Source organism: Streptomyces sp. CB02056 (assembly GCF_001905545.1).
Classification (GTDB): Bacteria; Actinomycetota; Actinomycetes; order Streptomycetales; family Streptomycetaceae; genus Kitasatospora.
This window is the reverse complement of sequence record NZ_LIPD01000005.1, coordinates 178,425-198,335: the sequence shown is the minus strand read 5'-3', so window position 1 is coordinate 198,335 and position 19,911 is coordinate 178,425. Positions and strand designations below refer to the sequence as shown.

The 19,911-nt window shown below is 74.4% G+C and carries 15 protein-coding genes; 5 read left to right on the top strand and 10 right to left on the bottom strand.

What is annotated here, in order from left to right:
• Positions 1–21 precede the first annotated feature (21 nt).
• Complete coding sequence (locus AMK13_RS15965) at positions 22–2,802, bottom strand: tetratricopeptide repeat protein (protein WP_074002767.1); 2,781 nt, start codon at positions 2,800–2,802, stop codon at positions 22–24.
• Positions 2,799–3,227, bottom strand: coding sequence for a hypothetical protein (locus AMK13_RS41850; protein ID WP_074002766.1), 429 nt, complete (start codon positions 3,225–3,227; stop codon positions 2,799–2,801). The genes AMK13_RS15965 and AMK13_RS41850 overlap by 4 nt, the downstream gene beginning before the upstream one ends.
• 341 nt (positions 3,228–3,568) lie before the next feature.
• Here AMK13_RS41850 and AMK13_RS15955 point away from each other — a divergent pair, with 341 nt between their 5' ends.
• The gene (locus tag AMK13_RS15955) at positions 3,569–4,411 is read left to right on the top strand and encodes a PIG-L family deacetylase (protein ID WP_074002765.1); all 843 of its coding nucleotides are present in this window, start codon (positions 3,569–3,571) and stop codon (positions 4,409–4,411) included.
• Between the two features lie 86 nt (positions 4,412–4,497).
• Here AMK13_RS15955 and AMK13_RS15950 read toward each other — a convergent pair whose 3' ends face one another.
• The 4 genes from AMK13_RS15950 to AMK13_RS15935 form a co-directional block, all read right to left on the bottom strand.
• Complete coding sequence (locus tag AMK13_RS15950) at positions 4,498–4,689, bottom strand: hypothetical protein (RefSeq protein WP_074002764.1); 192 nt, start codon at positions 4,687–4,689, stop codon at positions 4,498–4,500.
• 42 nt (positions 4,690–4,731) lie between these two features.
• The gene (locus tag AMK13_RS15945) at positions 4,732–5,082 is read right to left on the bottom strand and encodes a hypothetical protein (protein WP_074002763.1); all 351 of its coding nucleotides are present in this window, start codon (positions 5,080–5,082) and stop codon (positions 4,732–4,734) included.
• Positions 5,083–5,211: 129 nt separating this feature from the next.
• A complete protein-coding gene (locus AMK13_RS15940; RefSeq protein ID WP_074002762.1) occupies positions 5,212–5,403 on the bottom strand; it encodes a hypothetical protein in 192 nt (63 codons plus the stop codon).
• A 318-nt stretch (positions 5,404–5,721) separates the two neighbouring features.
• A complete protein-coding gene (locus tag AMK13_RS15935) occupies positions 5,722–8,187 on the bottom strand; it encodes a S8 family serine peptidase (RefSeq protein ID WP_074002761.1) in 2,466 nt (821 codons plus the stop codon).
• 562 nt (positions 8,188–8,749) lie between these two features.
• On the opposite strand from AMK13_RS15935, the gene AMK13_RS15930 reads away from it, so the two are divergent.
• Positions 8,750–9,484, top strand: coding sequence for an AfsR/SARP family transcriptional regulator (locus AMK13_RS15930; protein WP_143204549.1), 735 nt, complete (start codon positions 8,750–8,752; stop codon positions 9,482–9,484).
• Between the two features lie 24 nt (positions 9,485–9,508).
• Here AMK13_RS15930 and AMK13_RS15925 read toward each other — a convergent pair whose 3' ends face one another.
• From AMK13_RS15925 to AMK13_RS15910, 4 genes are all read right to left on the bottom strand, one after another.
• The gene (locus AMK13_RS15925) at positions 9,509–10,708 is read right to left on the bottom strand and encodes an aminotransferase class V-fold PLP-dependent enzyme (protein ID WP_074002759.1); all 1,200 of its coding nucleotides are present in this window, start codon (positions 10,706–10,708) and stop codon (positions 9,509–9,511) included.
• Positions 10,709–10,720: 12 nt separating this feature from the next.
• Entirely contained in the window at positions 10,721–12,055 is a 1,335-nt protein-coding gene (locus AMK13_RS15920) for a pyridoxal-phosphate dependent enzyme (protein WP_049656011.1), read from the bottom strand.
• Entirely contained in the window at positions 12,052–13,563 is a 1,512-nt protein-coding gene (locus AMK13_RS15915; protein WP_074002758.1) for a Y4yA family PLP-dependent enzyme, read from the bottom strand. Before AMK13_RS15915 ends, AMK13_RS15920 begins: the two co-directional genes overlap by 4 nt.
• A gap of 174 nt (positions 13,564–13,737) precedes the next feature.
• Entirely contained in the window at positions 13,738–14,496 is a 759-nt protein-coding gene (locus AMK13_RS15910) for a class I SAM-dependent methyltransferase (RefSeq protein WP_049656014.1), read from the bottom strand.
• A gap of 282 nt (positions 14,497–14,778) precedes the next feature.
• Between AMK13_RS15910 and AMK13_RS15905 the strand changes: the two genes are divergently transcribed.
• The 3 genes from AMK13_RS15905 to AMK13_RS15895 are packed head-to-tail and all read left to right on the top strand — an operon-like array spanning position 14,779 to position 19,908.
• Complete coding sequence (locus tag AMK13_RS15905; protein ID WP_074002757.1) at positions 14,779–15,723, top strand: ABC transporter ATP-binding protein; 945 nt, start codon at positions 14,779–14,781, stop codon at positions 15,721–15,723.
• Positions 15,720–17,156: an ABC transporter permease gene (locus tag AMK13_RS15900; RefSeq protein WP_074002756.1), complete on the top strand. Its 1,437-nt coding sequence runs from the start codon at positions 15,720–15,722 to the stop codon at positions 17,154–17,156. The genes AMK13_RS15905 and AMK13_RS15900 overlap by 4 nt, the downstream gene beginning before the upstream one ends.
• A gap of 4 nt (positions 17,157–17,160) precedes the next feature.
• Positions 17,161–19,908 (top strand): alkaline phosphatase family protein, encoded by a 2,748-nt coding sequence (locus AMK13_RS15895; RefSeq protein WP_074002755.1) that lies wholly within the window; start codon positions 17,161–17,163, stop codon positions 19,906–19,908.
• Positions 19,909–19,911 lie beyond the last annotated feature (3 nt).

Here is a 19,911-nt window from a genome sequence, read left to right as displayed (position 1 = left end):
CCCGTCGGCCGGGCGGGGACCCTACGGCCGTGTTCCCGGGGCGTCGCGGGTCCGCAGGGCGGCGGCCAGGAGGTCCGCCACCAGGGCCGCGGTGGGATGGTCCGGGCCGACCGCCCCGGTCAGCCCGGCGAGAGCGGCCCGGTACCCCTCGACGGCCCGGTCCAGGTCGCCGGAGGCCTCGTCCACCCGGGCCAGCGTGGCGCGGCTGCCGAGGGTGTCCGGATGGTCCGGGCCCAGCAGCCGGGTGCGCTGCTCCAGCACGGTGGTGATCAGCGACCGGGCCCGCTCCAGGTCGCCGGCCGCCCGGCAGGCCGACGCGAGGTTGTTCCGGCTGAGCACGGTGTCGCGGCTCTCCGGGCCGAGCAGGCGCTCCTGGGCGGCCAGCACCTCCTCGAACCGGAGCACGGCCCGGCGGTGGTCGCCCAGCCGGTGGTGGACGGCCGCGAGGTTGCCGCGGCTGCGCAGCGTGTCGGGGTGGTCCGGGCCGAGCACCTCCAGGCGCAGCCGGAGGGTCTGTTCGAACAGGGGGAGCGCCAGTTCCGGCTCCCCGGCCGCGGCGTGGGCGGAGGCCAGCATGCTGAGGCTGACCAGGGTGTCGGGGCTCTGCGGGCCGAGCACGCCGGTGCGCTGGGCCAGGACCGTCCGGCAGAGGTCGAGGCCGGTCCCGACGTCACCGGTGGTCAGGCAGAGGTAGGCGAGGTTGCTGCGGCTGAGCAGGGTGTCCGGGTGCTCCTCGCCGAGAGCGGCCGCACGCCGCGCCAGGACGTCCCGGTAGATCCGCCCGGCCGGTTCCAGGTCGCCCGCCGACTCGTGGGCGTAGCCGAGGTTGCTCAGGCAGCTGAGGGTGTCGGGGTGCTCGGGGCCGCAGAGCTCCTCCAGACCGGCCAGCGCCTCCTGGTAGAGCGCGACCGCCCGGCGGTACCGCCCCACGTTCTCGTACGCCCCGGCCAGGTTGTTCCGCAGCCGCAGGGCGTTGATCCGGAGCATGCCCGGGGGCAGGTGCTCGTCGCCGGTGACCGCGGCCTCCCGGCCGAGCAGGCCTTCGTAGATCGCGATGGCCTGGTCGGCCCGGCCGAGGGACCCGTGGGCGCCAGCCAGGTCGCTGAGCAGGCTGAAGGTCCTGGGGTGGTCCGGGCCGAGGGCGTCCCGGCTGTCGGCGGCGGCCCGCTCGTACTCCTCGACGGCCCGCTCGGCCCGCCCGCAGGCCTGGTGGGCGTCGGCGAGGCTGCTCCGGAGGTTGAGGGTGGTCAGGTGCCCGGGGCCGTGCACCCGCAGGCTCCGCTCCAGGAGCGGTTCGAGCAGGCCGAGGGCCTGCTCGGGGCGGCCGGTCGCGAGGTGCACCCGGGCCAGGGCGGAGCCCGCCACCAGCGCGAACTCGTGGTCGGGCCCGAAGCCGTGCCTGATCTGGGCGTCGTACGCCTCGTACAGGGGCAGCGCCCGGACGCTCTGCCCCTCGGCCTCCAGGAGCAGGGCGGTGGCGGCGTAGAGGGTGAACACCGCCGGGTCGCTGTCGTCCCCCGGGTCGGTGGCGGCCAGGGCGCGGACCTGGCCGGCCAGGCGGGTCAGCTCGGCGGTGTCGCGCTCCTGCTCCCTCCCGGCCGGGTGGACGGCCGCCAGCACGGCCCGTTCGGCCTCGCGCCGGCCCCGGGGAGCGCCGCCCGGAGGGCGGGCGGCGAGGGCTTCCGCCCGCAGCGCGCCCTGGACCAGGCGGTGCACCCGGACGTCGCGCCAGGCGTAGCCGATCATGCTGTAGGCGTGCAGGACGCCGAGTGCGTCGTCGGCCGCGAGCTCGTCCGGGGCGAGCCGGGACACCAGGTCGCGCGGGCAGCCGTCGGCGTCGAGCCAGGCCAGGGCGTGCAGCACGTCGGCCGCGACCGGGTCGTCCCCGGCGACGGCCGCCAGGGTGACCTGCCAGACCCGGGCGACGGTGCGCTGCGGGTCGCGGCGGGTCGGGGCGCCGGACGGTCGGAGCCCGAGCCGGCGGCGGTAGCCGGCGACGGTGGTGCGGGTCCGGCGCAGGTAGGCGCCCGCCTGCTCCAGGGCGAGCGGCAGGCCGCCGAGTTCACGGGCCAGCTGCCCGGCCTTCCAGTGCGACCCGTCGGATCCGTCCCACTCGGCGACCCAGGACCACAGCAGCTCGGTCGCCTGCTCGTGGGGGAGCACGTCGAGGGCGAGCAGCGCGCCGTCGGAGGCGGCGCCGAGAGTGTCCCAGTCGTCGGCGAGCCGGGTGGTGACCAGGTGGTGCCCGCGGGTGAGGCTGCCCAGGAACGGTTCGAGCAGTGCCGGGTCCTCGACGTCGTCGTACACCAGCAGCCAGCCGGTGTGGTGTTGGAGCCAGGCCAGTGCCCAGGCCGCCAGCTCCGGCGGCCGCGCGGTCCCGGCCCAGGCGGGGCTCAGCCGCCGGGCGATCCCGGTCAGGGCCTCCTCGACGCCGCCCGGGGAGGAGGCGTCGATCCACCAGACCAGGTCGTACGCCGTGCGGAAGCTCTGGGCGTACTGGAGTGCCAGGGTGCTCTTGCCGACCCCGCCCAGGCCGTGCACGACCACCGCCGCCGCACCGGGCCCGGGCCGTTCGGCGGTCAACGCCTCGCGCAGCGCGGCCAGTTCCCGTTGGCGGCCGGTGAAGCGGGCGTTCGGCCGGAGCAGGTGGACCAGCCCGCCGGCCGGGGTGTCGGCCGCCGAGCGCAGCGCCTCGGCGGGCAGCACGACGGTGGTGGTCTGGGTGACCATCACACCGTCGTTGCTGCTGTTGATGTTGGAGATCTGCCCGGCACCGTGGAAGTGGTGGACGGACGACGTCACCGGGCGCCGTCCCCGTGGACGACCGTCCTGGTGCTCATCGTGCCCTCGTTGGTACCGGTGTTGACGATGGAGCCCTGGCCCGACACCACGACGGTGACCGAGGAGGGCTCCGGCCGCGGCAGCGCGGCGGCCAGCTCCGCCAGCAGTTCGGGATCCTGGCGCAGCGTGCGCCGAACGGCCTGCCGCAGCGCCGCCTGGGCGTCCGGGTTCGCGCAGTCCTGCACCGCGTCGGCGACGTCCGACTCCAGCGCCTCGCGCTGCCGCTCGTCGCGCCGGCGCCACACCCGCTGGAGGATGCGGGTGCCCAGGCCCACGGTGGCGCTCGCGGCCGCGTCCTCGGCCCGGGTCAGCACCGAGTCGCCGTACGCGGCGAGCGCGGCGCCGATCGGCGGGCCGGCCAGCTCCATGAACGCGTCGAGTTCCATGGCTCCCCCTCGAAGTCCCGTGCCGTGGCGGCCGGACGGAGTGAATCGGCCACAGCGTAGGGAACCGGCGGCGGCGGTGGGCCCGGTATACGCGAAACGGTCGGTCTCGATCCGGTGTCGGTGGGCCGGCAGTGCCGGACGGCGGAGTTCCGCCCGGGAACATCGCCACCACACCGCGCAGTTGGGACGGACGGGTCCGCCGCCCTGGTCGGGTGCCGGGGCCTGCCCGTCACCCCGGCGGCTGGGCCGGGCCGGCGCCCCGGGCGGGATATCGGGAGCGGCCGCCGGTCTCCGTGACGCAGACTGGGGCGAGTATTTTTCACACCGGAGGATGGATTTTCATGGCTGACCGGCCTTTGACGCTGATGGCAGTGCACGCCCACCCCGACGACGAGGCGAGCGGGACCGGGGGTGTGCTGGCCCGGTACGCGGCGGAGGGCATCCGCACGGTGCTCGTGACGTGCACGGACGGCAGGTGCGGCGACGGCCCGGGAGGGGTCAAGCCCGGCGAGGACGGGCACGACCCGGCGGCCGTCGCCGCGATGCGCAGGAAGGAACTGGAGGCCAGCTGCGAAGTGTTGGAGGTCGGCCACCTGGAGCTGCTGGAGTACGCCGACTCCGGGATGATGGGCTGGGAGAGCAACGACGCGCCCGGCTCGTTCTGGAACACGCCGGTGGCGGACGGTGCCGCCCGGCTCGCCGAACTGATGCGGCACTACCAGCCCGACGTGGTCGTCACCTACGACGAGAACGGGTTCTACGGCCACCCCGACCACATCCAGGCCCACCGCATCACGGTGGCGGCGCTGGAACTGGTCGACCTGTCGCCGAAGGTCTACTGGACGACGGTGCCGCACTCGGCGGTGCGGCGGTTCGGGGAGGTCATGCGGGAGTCCGGCCCCGACGGGGAGCAGTCGGAGCCGGTGGAGCCGGTGGAGGCTGCCGAGCTGCCCGAGATCGGCCTGCCGGACGAGGAGATCAGCACCTGGGTGGACACCACCGCCTTCGGCGGCAAGAAGTTCGACGCCCTGGCCGCGCACGCCAGCCAGGGGGACAACATCTTCTTCCTGCGGATGGGCAAGGAGCGGTTCACCGAGCTGATGGGCGTGGAGACCTTCGTCCGGGTCAGGGACACCACCGGCGCGGCCCTCCCGGAGAACGACCTCTTCGCCGGCCTGCGCTGACCACCGGGGCAGTGGTGTGCCGGCGGCGGGGCGGATCGGCCCCGCCGCCGGCACGGTACGGACGCGCTGTCCGTGGGTGGGCCCCGTCAGAGCAGCACGCTGGCGGCGATCGGGGCCACCGTCTTGACGATGTCCCAGAAGCTGTCGGCCTCGACGCCGGAGGCGTCGCCCAGGGCGCCGCCGCAGCGGCGGGTGCGGTCGACCGGCGGGGCCAGTCTTGGGAGCTGCGGGGTGGGGGACCACGCCCGGCGCTCCTCGCGCACGTCTTCCATGGTCATGGTCGTTCTTCCCTTCGTGTGTGCCGGGACGGCGGGTGAGGGTCAGTACAGGCCTCCGATGACGGGGGGCGGTGGCGGCACGCAGCCGGGGGTGGGGGCACCGCCGCAGACCCAGGGGGCCGGGTCCGCGAAGCTGGGGCCGTAGAGTCCCCCGGGGCCGTCCATGATCAGTATGATCGCGGTCCCGGTGGGGTCCGCGCCCGCCTCGTCGGTGTCGGCCACGGCGCCGGTCGGTGTCGAGTGGCCGGTGAATCCGACGATCACATGGGTGGCCGACATGGTCGAGTGCAGGCCTCCGCCGACATCGACGGTTCTCCTGTACACGCTCAGATAGGGGTCGTACCCGACTGTGCGGTCGATCGGTGGCACCTGGGGCGGCGGCTGCTCGTACATGGTCCTGTCTCTCCTGTCCGGTGCTCCGGTGGCCCGCCGTGCGTGGCGGTGTCACCGGGCGGGGTGGCCGGCGGCGGACCGTTCGGGGCCCGTCGCCGGCGCGGGTGCCTCATCACGCGGGGTACCTCGTCAGAAGAAGTTCGGGATCGAACTCAGGACGCCGCCTGCGAGCTTGGCCCAGTCGATGTCGGCTTCGACGCCAGGGGTGTCGCCCAGGGCGCCGCCGGTGCGGCGGGTGCGGTCCACCGGCGGGGCCAGCTTCGGGATCTGCGGAGTGGGGGACCACGTCCGCTGCTCCTCACGGAATTCTTCCTTGGTCATTTCTCCTCATCCCTTCTCGTCGTGCTGGTTGCACTCCGACGTTCGTCGGGCCCGTCGGGGCGGGCCGTCAGAGGGCGGCGTAGCACATGCTCCGGGCCGGGCCCGTGAGTTCGGCACAGGTCGACCGGGCCGGTGTGACACCCGGGCCCTCGGCCGGCCGGCCGGCTTCGTCCCGGCCGTCCCGGCGGACCGGTGCGGCGAGGACCGGCAGCCTGGGGGTGGGCCTGGGGGGTGCTGCGGGGGTTTTCATGGTCCGCCTCCTCCTGGAGGGTGGCGTGGGGGCGTCCCGTCGGCGGGGGCACCGTCGGTGGCGGGTGCTCAGGACTCGAGGAACTGGTGGGCCGGCGCCAGGGTGACGGGGAACTCGTCGCTGACGTCGATCGTGAACAGCATGCTGACCCGCGCGTGCCGGTCGTCCTCGGGGTCGAAGAAGGTCACCTTCACGTCCTGGCAGTCCGATCCCATGCGGCAGTACGGGCTCTTCTCGACGGAGATGGTGTCGATGCAGTAGAGGGAGACCGGGCTGCCGGGCTGCGTCACCGTGCTGGGGATGCTCTGGCCCAGCAGCATGGCCTTGCTGATCGGCCCGGCGACCGAGAAGGCGTTCGTCCCGGCGGAGTTCAGCGCCCGGTCGGCGGAGGTCTGCCCGAGGTTGCGGAACTGGTAGTAGACCTTGTCGAGGAAGGCGTCCATGGTCTTGCGGACGTAGTCCTTGTCGATCGTCAGCGACTCGTGCTCGGCCTGGTCCAGGACGGCCTGCACCACGGCGTCCACCAGCTGCTTCTGGTACCAGATGTAGATGCCGCGGCTCTTGACCTCGACGACGGGCACGATCTGTCCGGAGAACAGCCGGACGGTCCGGTCGGTCAGCCGACCGGGTATCGAGATCCGGGAGATGTAGCCGTCCTCGTCCTGGGAGTACTTGTACTGGCCGAGGTACGCGTCCCGGAACGACCGGTAGACCGTGGACACCGGCGGAGCGGGCGCGGCGAGTGCCAGCAGGGCGTCGGCGAGCTTGGACCGGTCGTTGACGATCGCCTCCACGTCGTCCTTGGACCCGAGCTGCACCAGCGGGTTGCTGGTCCAGTCCATGCCGGCCGCGGGCTCGGCCTCCATCGCGTAGAGCGGCGTGCTGTCCAGGTTCAGCGTCCACGTGACCTTGTCGGAGGCCCACGGGTTGGCGGTCAGGTACCGGTGCAACTGCTCGGCGTCGTAGGGGTTGGCGGGCAGTTCCTTCGTCACGCCGGTCTGGCCCGCGACCGCCTGTTCGACAGGGTCCATCAGCTGGCGGAAGCTGTCCCGGCGGGCCTCGGTCAGGAAGTCCACGCCGACCTGGCCGATCGCGTACACCAGCGGGCGGTTGTTGGTGGAGGCGCAGGAGGGCCGGACGCCGCCACCCGACGGTGCGCCGCCCGACGGTGCGCCGCCCGACGGTACGGACCCCGACGGTACGGCCCCCGGCAGCCCGGCCCCCGAGGGCCCGCCGCCCTGGCACGCGCAGGGGGCCGCCGGGGCCTGGCCGAGCGCCGTCGCGCCGGTGGGCGGCGCGGGCGCGGCCGGGGCGGGCGCGGGCGGGGGTACTGGCGGCGGGACGGCGATGGCGCCCGTCACCCCGGCGGGGGCTCCGGCCGGGGTGACGGCTTCGTACGGTGCGCTCTGTGCGGCCGGGACGGCCTGGGCCGCGGCGGGCGCCTGCGCGACCGGGGCGGCCTGCGCGGACTCTGCGGTGGCGGCGGGAACGCTCTGGGTGTCCATGGTGCTGGCTCCCTCGTGCGAGTCGTAAGGGGAGGTCCCGAGCAGTGCGGGTGCGCCGGCCGTGGCGACCCCGACCTCGGGGGAGAGGGTGGTGCGGCGGGCGCCGTCCGCCGTGTTCCCGGCTCGGGCCGGATCTTCCGTCAGGTCTCCTCGGGTGATCAGCTCGTACGCCCGGGCCGCGTCCAGGTGGCCGGTCAGCCGCCGTCGGCACTCCGGTGCCTCGGCGGGTGCGCAGGGTGCGGAGCGCGCGCCCCGCAGCAGGGCCTGGCCGGCCGCCCGGGGGTCGGGCGGGAGGCCGGCCCGGAGCCGCGCGGCGACCAGCAGGGCGGCGACCCCGGAGACCAGCGGGGTGGCGAAGCTGCTGCCGGTCAGGGCCGCGGTCCCGCCGCCCGGGGCAGCGCCCTCGATGTCGCTGCCGGGGGCGAGGACGCCGTGGGCGGCGTACGCGGAGCCCCAGTTGCTGATGTCGAGCGGCTCGCCGTCCGGCCCGGCCGCGCCGACGGCGAGCACCGTCGGGACGGCGGCCGGCACCTGGGCGCAGTCGCAGCCGTCGTTGCCGACGGCCGCGACCACCAGGACCCCGCTCTGGTCGCACAGCCGCAGCGCCCGTTCCAGCATGGGGTCCGGCTGGGCGTCCCCGCCGGGGTCGCCACCGCTGATGTTGATGATCTGCGCCCCCTCCTGCACGGCGCGTTCGACGGCCCGGGCCAGGTCGAGCTGGGGCACCCGGCCCGCGCCCGCGTCCGTGAAGACCGGCAGGATCAGCCCGCGGCAGTGCGGGGCGATCCCGGGCAGCGGGCTGTCGGGCCCGCCGAAGAGCAGGCTCGCGACGTGGGTACCGTGCAGCGACATCGGCCCGGTGCCGGCCGGTTCGGAGACGAGCGTGTCCAGCCGGGTGAGGTCCGCGCCCTCGAAGCAGGGGTGCGAGAGGTCGACGGGGCCGTCCAGGACGGCGATGCATACCGCCGGGTCGCCGAGGAGTTCGCCCTCGGGGGCGCGGACGTCGCCCAGGACCGATCTGGCCTTCATGCGGCATCGCCTTTCCCGTGTCGGGCGGGGGCACCGGGTGCGCCCCGCCGGGCGGTGTGTACGCCGCGGCCGGACGGTTCGCACCGCGCTGGGAGGTGGTCGCCGGTCGCTCTGCTGCGAAGGCCCCGCTGCAGGTGGTGCCAGTCAACGGGCCGACCGTCGCGGGCGTGTGCCGGGGGCCGTCGCGAACGGCGGGCGGGCGGCGTCGCGGGCGCGTCGCGTCCGCGTGCCGGAACCGGTGCGGCCGTCCCGCCCGCTACCGGCCGGTGGCGGTACGCACGGTGACCGCCGTCCGGGCCGCGGACCGGAGCGGGTGCCCGCGGTGAACCGGCGGCCCCTTCAACACCCGTTCGGTGGCGGCCCATTGGAGTGTCGGACGGCCGGCGGCGGGGCGCGGCCGTGACGGTCGGCGACGGTGGCCGCGACGCCCGGGCGGCGTCAGCGTGACGCCGCCGCAACGTCCCTGCGACGCGGGCGCGACGGTGATCCGGGGCCGGACGGACACGACCGTGACGGGCCGGGGCCGCAACCGTGGCTCGCCCGAACGGGTGCGGGTGACGGCGTGACGCGACAGAGTGGGGGTGTGTTGTGGGACGGTCCGCGCATCGAACTGCTGCGGGGTTTCGAGGCCACCGGTGAGGGACACCGCATCGCCCTCCCGGTGAGTGCGCAGCACCTGCTGGCCTTCCTCGCCCTGCACGACGGCGGTGTGCCGCGCGGCGCGGTCGCCGAACGGCTCTGGCCGGACTGCACCCAGCGCCGCGCGGCCGCGAACCTGCGCACCGCCCTCTACCACGCGAGGCTGCGCGGGCGGGCGATCCCGGTGGAGAGCCCGGGGCAGTGGCTGCGCCTCGCGCCGGCGGTCCGGGTGGACCTGCGGTACGCGCGCCGCTCGGCGCGCCAGGTCGTGGCCGGGCTGGACCGGTTGCCGGTCAGCTGCGACGCCATCGTGGACGACCTCGCCGCCGAGCTGCTGCCGGGCTGGGAGGAGGAGTGGCTGACCCTGGAGCGCGAGCGCTGGGACCAGCTGCGGCTGTACGCCCTGGAGGGCCTGGCCCACCAACTCTGCGACGCGGAGCGCTACTTGTCGGCGCTCCAGACCGCGCTGGCGGCGATCGCCATCGACCCCGTCCGGGAGACGGCCCACCGGATCGTGGTCGAGGTGCACCTCGCCGAGGGGAACCTGGCCAGTGCGCTGCGCTCCTACCAGCACTACCGCTCGTTCCTCCAGCGGGAGTTGAACGTCGCCCCGTCGCCGAAGATGACCGGCCTGGTGCGCAACCTCCAGCGGATGTGACGGCCCGGCGCGGCGCGCGGGTCGCTACAGCCCGCGCAGCACGGAGAGCAGCAGGTCGACCTCCTCCGGGGAGTTGTAGACGTGCAGGCTGACCCGCACCGAGCTCTCGCTCTCGCCGGCCCGCGCCTGGCAGTGGCCGTCGGCGCGCACCATCAGGCCGTGGCTGGCGAGGATGAAGCCCAGGTCGTTGGAGCCGATGCCGCGGTGCCGGAAGGTGACGATGCCCTCGCGCCGCTGGACCTCGGAGTCGGCGGCCAGGCTCCGCTGGCAGCCGAGGACCTCGTACGGGGCCAGGGTCCGCAGCCCGTCGGTGAGCCGGGCGGCCAGCGCGCTGTTCCACCGCCGGATGCGGTCCGGCCCGGCGGCGTCGAGCCAGTCCAGGGCGGCCTCCAGGCTGGCGATCCCGGCGGTGTTGGGTGTGCCGGCCCAGCCGCCGGGGGTGAAGGCCGGGCCCCGGGTGTTGCGGGCCCACACCGCGCCGGTGCCGGGCAGGGCCAGCGCCTTGTGCCCGGAGAAGACCACGAAGTCGACGTCCAGGGTGCCGACGTCCACCGGCAGGTGGCCGACGCTCTGCGCGGCGTCCAGGCAGATCGGCACCTCGGGCCCGACCGCGGCCCGGATGCGGTGGACGTTCATGTCGGCGCCGTACACGTGGTGCACGTGGGTGGCGGCGACGAACGCCGTGCGTTCGGTGACGAGCCGGGTCAGCGCCCGGTGGTCGTAGTCCTGCGAGGCGGGGTCGTACGGCAGTTCGCGTACGGCGACGCGCACGCCCCGGTCGGCCAGCAGCTGCCGGGCCTCCAGCCAGGGCAGCGCGTTGGCCTCGTGGTCGGCGAAGGGCACGATGATCTCGTCGCCGTCCCGCAGGTGGTGGGGGAGCCAGTCCCGGGCCACCGCGCGCAGCCCCTCGGTCGCGCCGCTGACGAAGTGGACGCCGGAGCGCTGCCGGGGGGCCGGGTCGCCGAGGAAGCGGGCGACCCGGGTGCGGGTGCGGTCGACCAGCGCGGTGGTGGCGTTGGCCCAGGTGTAGGTGCCGCGGCCGGCGTTGGCGTTGGCGGTGGTCAGGTAGCGCTGGACGGTGTCGAGCACCGCCCGGGGCTTCTGCGAGGTGGCCGCGCTGTCCAGGTACGCCTGGTCGGGGTGGCCGGTGACGATGGGGAACTGGTCCCGCAACGCGCGGTGCCAGTCGTGGAGTTCGCCGAGGGTTTCGTCGGGGGTGGTCATGGCCGGCCCCGCTCAGTCCCGGACCAGCGGCGCGCCCGCGTCGCGCCAGGCGATGACGCCGCCGGCCAGGCTGCGCGCGTCCCGGTGTCCCATCCGGGTGAGCAGCGCCGCGTAGACGGCCGACTTCTCGCCGACCGGGCAGGCCAGCAGCACCGGCTGCCGGGTGCCGAACGGCAGGCCGCCGTGCAGGAGTTCGTCGAACAGCTCGTCGACGATGTTGACCGAGCCCTCGATGTGCAGCGCCGCGTACGCGGCCGGTCCGCGCAGGTCGACCACCAGCGGCCGCTCCTCGGCGATCCACTTCCGGGCGGCGTCGACCTCGACGACCCGGGCGGCGGCCAGTTCGGCCGGTGTCACGGTGGCCACCGTGTTCGGCCGGGCGGGCTGGTTGAACAGCTCGGGCCGCCGTTTGCGGATGTAGCTCAGGTAGCTCTCCACCCGGTCGCAGACGATGAACACGGCGGTGCGCCGCTCGCCCGAGCCCCGCTGCGTCAACTCCTCGTCCACGGAGCGGAGGTGGCGCAGAGCGCCGAAGAAGGCGCCGCCGCCGGTCGGGCCGGCCGGCAGGCCGCAGCGGCGCACCAGGGTGAGCATGCCGTCGATGGCCTGGTCGGCGGTCACCGTCGCGATGGTGTCGTAGGTGGCGGGGTCGAACAGCCCGACCTCGTGCACCTCGTCGATGGTGCGGATGCCCGGGATGAAGTCGGACTTGTGGGCGACCAGTCCGAGCACGTCGACGGCCGGGTCGTGGGCGCGCAGCACGGCCGCCACGCCGGTGGAGGAGCCGGCGGTGCCGACGCAGGCGATGAAGTGGTCCGGGGCGCGGCCGTCGAGGTCCCGGACGATCTCGGGGCCGGTGCCGGTGAGGTGGGCGTCGAGGTTGAGCCGGCTGTAGTACTGGTCGGTGTGCAGGTAGCCGGACTCCGCCTCGGAGAGCATCCGGTGGATGCGGGTGAGCGGGTCGTCGGTGTCGGTCGGGTCGAGGCACTCGGTGCGGCCGGGCAGCTCCTCGATCTCCGCGCCGAGCAGCAGGAGCAGGTCCTTGATCTCGGGGACCCGCATCCGGTTGGTGACGCTCTTGAACGGCAGTCCGTGCAGGCCGGCGATGAGCGCGAGCGCCTTGGCGGTGTTGCCGCTCGACAGTTCCACGACGGTGTCGCCGCGCTCGACGGCGCCGGGGATCGCCTCGCGGGTCATGTTCCAGGCGGCGCGGTCCTTGACCGAGCCGAAGGGGTTGAGCAGTTCCAGCTTGGCGTACAGGTCGATGTGCCGCAGGCCGGTGACCGCCGGGTCGATCCGGACCAGCGGGGTGTTGCCTATGGCGTCGGTGATGCTGTCGTACCTCATGCGTGTCCGTCCCCCCGGTGTTCCGCGCCCGCCGTCACGTCGACGGGCCAGTACTGCTCGTCCAGGCGCCACCGCCAGGCGCCGTCCTGCCGGTACGCGGCGACCTTGCGCGCGACGGGCTGGCGCAGCGCCGAGCCGGCGCTGAAGTCCATCAGGTAGCCCGCGGTGTTGGCGAAGGCGAGCAGGTCGCCGGGGGCGGGGAGGCGGGGCAGGAAGACCGTCCGGCGGGTGATCAGGTCGGTCTCCAGGCAGAGGTTGCCGATCAGGTACACCCCGACCGGGCCGTCCGGCGAGTCCGGGCCCTCCGAGCCGTCCGGCGCGGCCGGGGAGCCGGGGCGGGGGACCAGCAGCGGGTCCATCAGCACCCCGTGCTCCTCCAGGCCCACGTCCCGGGCGTTCATCTCCAGCCGCACCAGGCGCTCGCCGGCCGGGGTCTGCCGGACCTCCAGGACGCGGGCGAGCGTCGCCCCGCACTGGTCGGCCAGCGCCCGGCCGGGCTCCACCGCCAGGTCGTAGAGGTTCTCCAGCAGCAGCGTGCCGAGCGGCCGGCCGAGCGTGGGCGCCGGGGTCGAGAGCAGCTCGTCCAGGTAGGCCTCGGCGGCCACCGGGCGGTGCGCCGGGTAGAGGCCGAGGGCGCCGCGCAGCCGGCCGGACTCGGCGCGCAGCCCGTAGCCGTGGCCCTGCCAGGTGAGGGCGGGGCGCTGGCCGAGGACGGCGTCGGTCAGCTCGCTGGTGTACCGCTCCCACTGGGCGGCGTCCGCCAGGTAGCTGACGCCGAACCCGCCGCCGATGTCGATGGTGCGGGGGTTCAGGCCCCGGCGCCGGCACTCGTTCAGCACGGTGACGCAGGTCTCCAGGGCGACGGCCTTCTCCGGCACGCCGGTGGTGTCCAGGTGGTAGGCGACCCCGGTCGTCTCGACGGCGTCCCGGTGGCGCTCCAGCGCGTCGAGCAGGCCGTCGAGTTCGGCGACGTCGGTGCCGAACCGGCTCGGCCGGGTGAGCACCGTGGTGCCCGGCGCCCGGAAGCCCGACAGCCGCGGCATGACGGGCACCGGGGGCAGGGCGTGCGCGCGCACCAGGCCGGCCAGGGCGTCGAGTTCGGCGCGGGAGTCCAGGTGGACGGTGGCGCCGGTGCGGGCCGCCAGCCAGAGGTACTCGCGGTTCTTCGGGCCGGTCGCCATGATCCGCTCGGGCGGGCAGCCGGCCCCGAGCACGTGCTGGAGCTCGGCGAGCGAGGCGACGTCCAGTCCGGCGTCGGTGGCGGCGAGCCGGCGGACCAGGGCGCTGGAGCGGTTCGCCTTGTGGGCGAAGTGGATCCGGCCGGTGAGGCGGTGCTTGCGGTAGACGGCCCGGAAGCGTGCCAGGTTGTCCGCGATCTGCTCGGGCAGGAGCAGGTTGAGGGGGGAGCCCAGCGCGTCGGTCAGGGTGTGCAGGAGGTCGCGTTCCGCCAGGAGGGACCGGAGCGGGGGCTCCAACCGTGGTTCGAGATACAGCGGTGAGGACCGCATGCGAAACCAGCTCTCCGTGAGAAGTCGGCGTGAGGCGTGCGCGGCAGGGACGTCGGCGACCGAGGGAAACGGTAACTGTTTCCCTGGGTGATCAACAGGGCGCTTTCTGTCACGCCCTCGCAAAGACTGTGCCCATGCGGAACCCGGCTTCCCGCATGGGCACTTGGGGCGGGGTCAGCGCAGGGCCACCAGGACGGAGCTGGTGCCGTACTGCCACACCGGTCCGGCCTGGCGGAAGCCGGCCTCCCGCAGCAGTTCGCCGTGCCGGGCGGCCGACAGGCCGTTGCCGGGGCCGTCGGTCGGGGGCAGCTGCCGCTCTCGGGCCGTCAGCAGGTCGGCGAACTCGGGGACCCGCCCGGCCGCGGCCCACCACTGGGACCAGTCCTCGGCGGCGCCGGTGCCCTTGCGCTGGGCGCGGCGGCGGCCGATCGCGAGGGCGAGTTCGGCGAGCGGCGGCTCCTCGGGGATGAGGTGGTCGCCGTTGACCAGGACGCCGCCGGGCCGCAGCGCGCCGGCGAGGTCGCGGTAGATCCCGAGCAGGGCGTCCGGCGGCGGGTAGTGCAGCGCGGTGGTGGAGACCACGGCGTCCAGCGGGCGGTCGAGGGCGAGGTCCCCGATCCAGCCGGGGCGGCCGATCAGGGTCTCGACCCAGCGCGCGACGCGGGGGTGCCGGGCGCGGCCGAGGGCGAGCAGCAGCGGGTCGATGTCGACCGCGATGATCTCGGCGTGCGGCAGGCGGGCCGCGACCCGTGCCGACAGCGAGCCGGGGCCGCTGCCGAGGTCCGCGACGAGCGGCCGCGCGCGGTGGCCGACGGTCTGTTCCAGTACGTCGGCGATGACGGTGAACCGCTCCTCGCGCTCCACCGCGTACCGCTCCTGCTGGCGCTCCCAGCGGTCCACCCAGGTCCCGGCCAGAGCGGCGTCCACTCGCATCCCGACTCCCGCCGTGTCCGTGCGCATTCGAGGCTTCGCCTTCCGCCCATGTTTGTCATGTTCACCAGGCTCCGCAACCGGTCCGGCGCGGGCCCGGCGGATCGTGCCCGGCCAGCGAAACGATATCCGTTTTCATGTGAAGGTTTCCACCCGGTGCACCCGCAGGACGCTCGCAGGACCGCCACGGCGCGGGCCGCTGCTGTTCCGCCGGAGTTCAACCGGGCGCACCTGACGGCGCCCGGTCAACCCCCTAGGTTCCCTGGGGAACCGCGAGAAGGAGCCATGACGGAAAACCAACCTGCCGTACGCGCACGGGCACTGACGAAGTGTTTCGGCGACGTCGTCGCGCTCGACGCCGTCGGACTGGAGCTCGCGCCCGGGCGGATCCACGGACTGGCCGGGCCGAACGGCGCCGGGAAGACCACGCTGCTCGGGCTGCTGCTCGGACTGGCCGCCGCCGACGAGGGCGACCTGGAGGTGCTGGGCAGACCGGTCGGCCGGGCCCGGCCCGCGCCGCCCGGGGTGGCCGGCTTCGTGGACGGGCCCGGGCTCTACCCGTCGCTGACCGCACGGCGGAACCTGGCCGCGCTGGCGACGCTGCGCGGGCAGGACGGCCGGGCCCGCCGGATCGACGAGGTGCTGGCCGAGGTCGGGCTCAGCGACGTAGCCGACGACCGGGTGCGGGGCTTCTCGCTCGGCATGCGGCAGCGCCTCGGACTGGCCGCGGCGCTGCTCACCGAACCCCGGCTGCTGGTGCTCGACGAGCCGTCCAACGGCCTGGACCCGGCGGGCAAGCAGCACGTGCACGGGGCGCTGCGCCGGCTCGCCGCCGACGGCGTGACCGTGGTGCTCTCCAGCCACCGGATGGACGACCTGGAGGCGCTCTGCGACGAGGTCACCATCCTGGCGACCGGACGGGTCCGCTTCTCCGGTCCGCTCGGCGAGCTGGCCGCGGACGACCGCGCGCTCGACCACCGGCTGCTCACCTCCGATCCGGCCGCCGCCCGGCGGGTGGCCGCCCGGGTCGCCGGGGTGCGGGTCGCGGCGAAGGCCGGGACGGGACGCGCGGCCGGGGCGCTGGTGGTGCGCGCGCCGGGCCCGGCCGTCGAGGAACTGGTCGCGGCGCTGGTGCGGGCGGAGGTCCGGGTGCGCGAGGTCGCCCCGGTGGTGCCGCCCCTGGAGGCGGCGTTCCTCGCCCTGACCGAGCAACAGGAGGACGGACGATGAGCGAGCGCGGCGAGGGAGTCGTCGAGCGGGGCGGGCGGACGAGCACGGTCACGGCCGGACGCGCGGCGGCCGCCGCCGGGGTCGCCCCCGGGGCGCGCCCGGTGCCGGTGGGCCGGGTGTACCGCTTCGAGCTGGTCAAGCTGCTCTCGCAGTGGCGGATCAGGCTGCTGGTGCTGGCCTGCTGGAGTACGCCGGGCCTGTTCACGGCCGCCGTCGCCCAGCAGGGGACGCTGCCCTCCGACACCCTGTTCGGGCGCTGGATGCACGCCACGGGCTGGGCCGGGCCGCTGGTGGTCCTCGGCTTCGCCGGTTCGTGGGCGCTGCCCCTGCTGACCTCGGTGGTCGCGGGCGACGTGTTCGCCGCCGAGGACCGGCTCGGGACCTGGCGGCACCTGCTGGTGACGGTCCGCTCGCCGCGGCGGATCTTCGCGGCGAAGGCGCTGGCCGGCGCCACCGTGATCGTGCTGCTGACGGCCGGCCTGGCGGCGTCGAGCACCGTCGGCGGGCTGGCGGCGGTCGGCGACGAGCCGCTGGTCGGCGTGGACGGTCACCTGCTGGCGCCGTCGGACGCGGCCGTGAGCGTCCTGCTGGCCTGGGCGTGCGCGCTGGCGCCGACCCTGGCCCTGGCGGCGCTCGGACTGCTCGGCTCCGTCCTGCTGGGCCGCTCGCCGATGGGGCTGCTGGTCCCCGCGCTGGCGGCGGTCGCGATGCAGCTCGCCCAACTGCTGCCGCTGCCGGTGGCGCTGCGCCTCGCCCTGCCCGGGTACGCCTTCGTCGCCTGGAACGGGCTGTTCGCCGACCCGGGCCGGCTCGACGAGCCGCTGATCGCCGTCGCGGTCGCCCTGCTCTGGGCCGCGGCTGCCACCGCGGCGGCCTACCTGCTCTTCGTCCGGCGGGACTTCACCACCGGCAGCGAGGACGGGGTGGGGCGCCGCACGCTCCTCGCCGGGGTGCTGCCGCTGGCCGGGCTGCTCGCGCTGACCACCGGCGCGCTCGCGGTGGCCACCCCCTCCAGCGGCTCGGGGATCACGCAGGCGAAGGTGCAGCAGGAGGTCGCCACCGTGTTCGCGCACCTGTACCGGCTGCAGACCGAGCAGCTGCACCGCCCCGCCGTGACCGAGGCCGACCTGCGGGCCACCGCGGACTGCCGGCGGGGCGACGGCCAGGTCGAGCCGGAGGGCCCGGGCAACGACTGGCGCTGCGTGGTCACCTGGCACCTGCCCGGCACGGACGCGCCCGGGACGGCGGTCTACCAGCTCGACGTGGCCTCGGACGGACGGCTGACGGCCGACGGCGACGGCCCGAAGGAAGTGAACGGCTACTTCCTGGTGCGCACCCCGACCGGGGACGCGCCGAACCCGCTCTGGCAGTTCGACGGCCAGGTCGCACTGCTTACTTCCCCCACCAGCACGACGAACTCAACGAAGGGCTGACGCCATGCAGGTAACGCGTCGTCGACGCAGCCGGAACGCCCACGTGGTCCTCCTCGGCCGCCGGGTGGGCCGCAAGGCCGCACTCGCCACCGCCTGTGTCACGGCGGTGGCCGTGGCCACCGGCACGGCCTTCGCGAGCACCCACCAGTTCGACGAGGACCAGGTCGGCCAGACCACCGAGAACGGGCTGGTGATCTCCAGCGACCAGTACCTCGCCCCGTACGGCAGCCGTCAGGTCCTGGACAACGGCAAGATCATGGGCTCCACGGTCAGCCCGGACGGCGCCCACCTGGCCGCCGCCGTCACCGACGGCGACGCGGCGCTGGTCGTGGTGGACCTGAAGACCGGCAAGGTGAAGCAGCGCGTCGGCACCAACAAGGCGGACGAACTGCGCATCCCCAACGGCTCGGTCGGCCAGGAGTCCCCGGTCTACTCGCCGGACGGCAAGCAGCTGTGGCTGGGCCAGCTGGACGGCTACACCCGGTTCACCGTGCAGCCCGACGGCACCCTCGCCGCCCCGGTGGCGGTGAAGATCCCGGCGGACGGCGAGAAGCACGCGCTGGCCTCCGGGGCGGTGTTCTCCGCCGACGGCTCGACGGTGTACGCCGCCGTCAACGGGCAGAACCGGGTGGTCGCGATCGACGCGGCGACCGGCGCGGTCCAGCGGAGCTGGACGGTCGGCAACGCGCCGCGCGGCGTCGTCCGGGTCGGCGGGAAGCTGTACGTCTCGAACGAGGGCGGGCGCACGGCCACCGCCGGGGACACCACGATCAACTCCTACGGCACCCAGGTCCCGGCCGACCCGGCGACCGCCGCCACCACCACCGGCACGGTCAGCGTGATCGACCTCGCCGACCCGGCCGCCGCCGTCGGCACCATCGCCGTCGGCCTGCACCCGACCGCGCTGTACTCGAAGAACGGGGTGCTGTTCGTCGCCGACACCGCGAGCGACGAGGTGTCGGTGATCGACACCGCGCACGACAAGGTCGTCCAGACCGTCTCCACCAAGCCGTGGCCGGAGGCCTCCGTCGGCTACGAGCCCACCGCGGTGACGCTCACGGAGGACGGCCGGCTGCTGGTCACCCTCGGCCGGGCCAACGCGGTGGCCGTCTACCGCTTCGCCGGCGCGCAGGAGCCGGTGAGCTATGTCGGCCTGCTGCCCACGGACTACTTCCCGGCGGAGGTCGCCACCGTCGGCTCGGAGGTGATCGTCTCCAACACCCGTGGCATCGACGCCCGGCGGCCCAACAGCACCGGCGCCCACAAGACCCACGACACCACCTCCAGCCTCACCCGGTTCACGCTGCCGAGCGACAAGGTGATCCGCGCGCAGACCGCCAAGGTGTTCCAGCAGAACGGCTGGACGAACAACGCGGTCAAGCTCGCGAACGGCCACAAGGCGAAGGAGGAGGTGGTGCCGAAGCGGATCGGCGACCCGTCGCCGATCAAGCACGTCTTCCTGATCGTCAAGGAGAACCGGACCTACGACCAGGTCTTCGGCGACGTCGCCGAGGGCGACGGCGACCCGAAGCTGGCCCAGTTCGGCGCCGCCGTGACGCCCAACCAGCACGCCCTGGCCGAGCAGTTCGGGCTCTACGACAACACCTACGACATCGGCACCAACTCCGCCGAGGGCCACAACTGGCTGATGCAGGCGGACAACCCGGAGTACACCGAGTCCTCGGCCGGCGAGTACGAGCGCAGCTACGACACCGAGGACGACGCCCTGGGCCACCAGCGCTCGGGCTTCCTGTGGACGGGCGCGCAGGCGGCGGGGAAGACCGTGCGCGACTTCGGCGAGTTCCACCAGTTCCTGGACAAGCCCGCCGACGCCACCTGGCAGAACCTGTACTGCGACGCCAGGACCATGGACGCGACCGGGCAGGGCAGCGCCTACGCCCTCAAGTCCTCCTCGCCGATCCCCTCGCTCAACAGCGTCTCGGTGCCCGGCTTCCCGAGGTTCGACACCGACGTGCCGGACCTGTACCGCTACCAGGTCTGGAAGCAGGACTTCGAGCGGAACGGCCCGGCGAACCTCAACATGCTCTGGCTGTCCAGCGACCACACCGGCGGCCCGGCCAGCCCGGCCGCGCAGGTCGCCGACAACGACCTGGCGACCGGGCGGATCGTCGACGAGATCACCCACAGCCCGTACTGGAAGGACTCGGCGATCTTCGTCGTCGAGGACGACTCCCAGGCGGGCCTCGACCACGTGGACGGCCACCGCGCCCCGATCCAGATCATCAGCCCCTGGGCGCAGCACGGGGCCGTGGACAGCCGCTACTACTCGCAGATCACGATGGTCCGCACCATCGAGCAGATCCTCGGCATCCACCCGATGAACCAGAAGGACAGCGCGGCCAGCCCGATGACCGGGGCCTTCACCGACCGGCCGGACTACACGCCGTTCACCGCGGTGCCCAACCGCACCTCGCTGACCGACGGCCTCAAGACGCCGCCCTCCTGCGGCCTCGACGTCCCCGGGGAGCAGGACCTCCGGGCGGCGGCGCCGGTCACGACCGCGCCGCCGGCCGCGCAGCAGCCGGTCGTGGACCGGTGGGAGGCCTGGAAGTCGCACCAGCGGCTGACCGGCCCGAACGCCGTGGCGGACCACGCCAACCCGGCGCAGATGGAGCACCTGGTCTGGTACCAGACGCACAACTGGACCGCGCCGTACCCGGGGGAGAGCACGATCCTCGCGCCGGACGACGTGCCCGGCGCCTACCTGCCCTCGCCGGAGAGCGACGGCTGATCC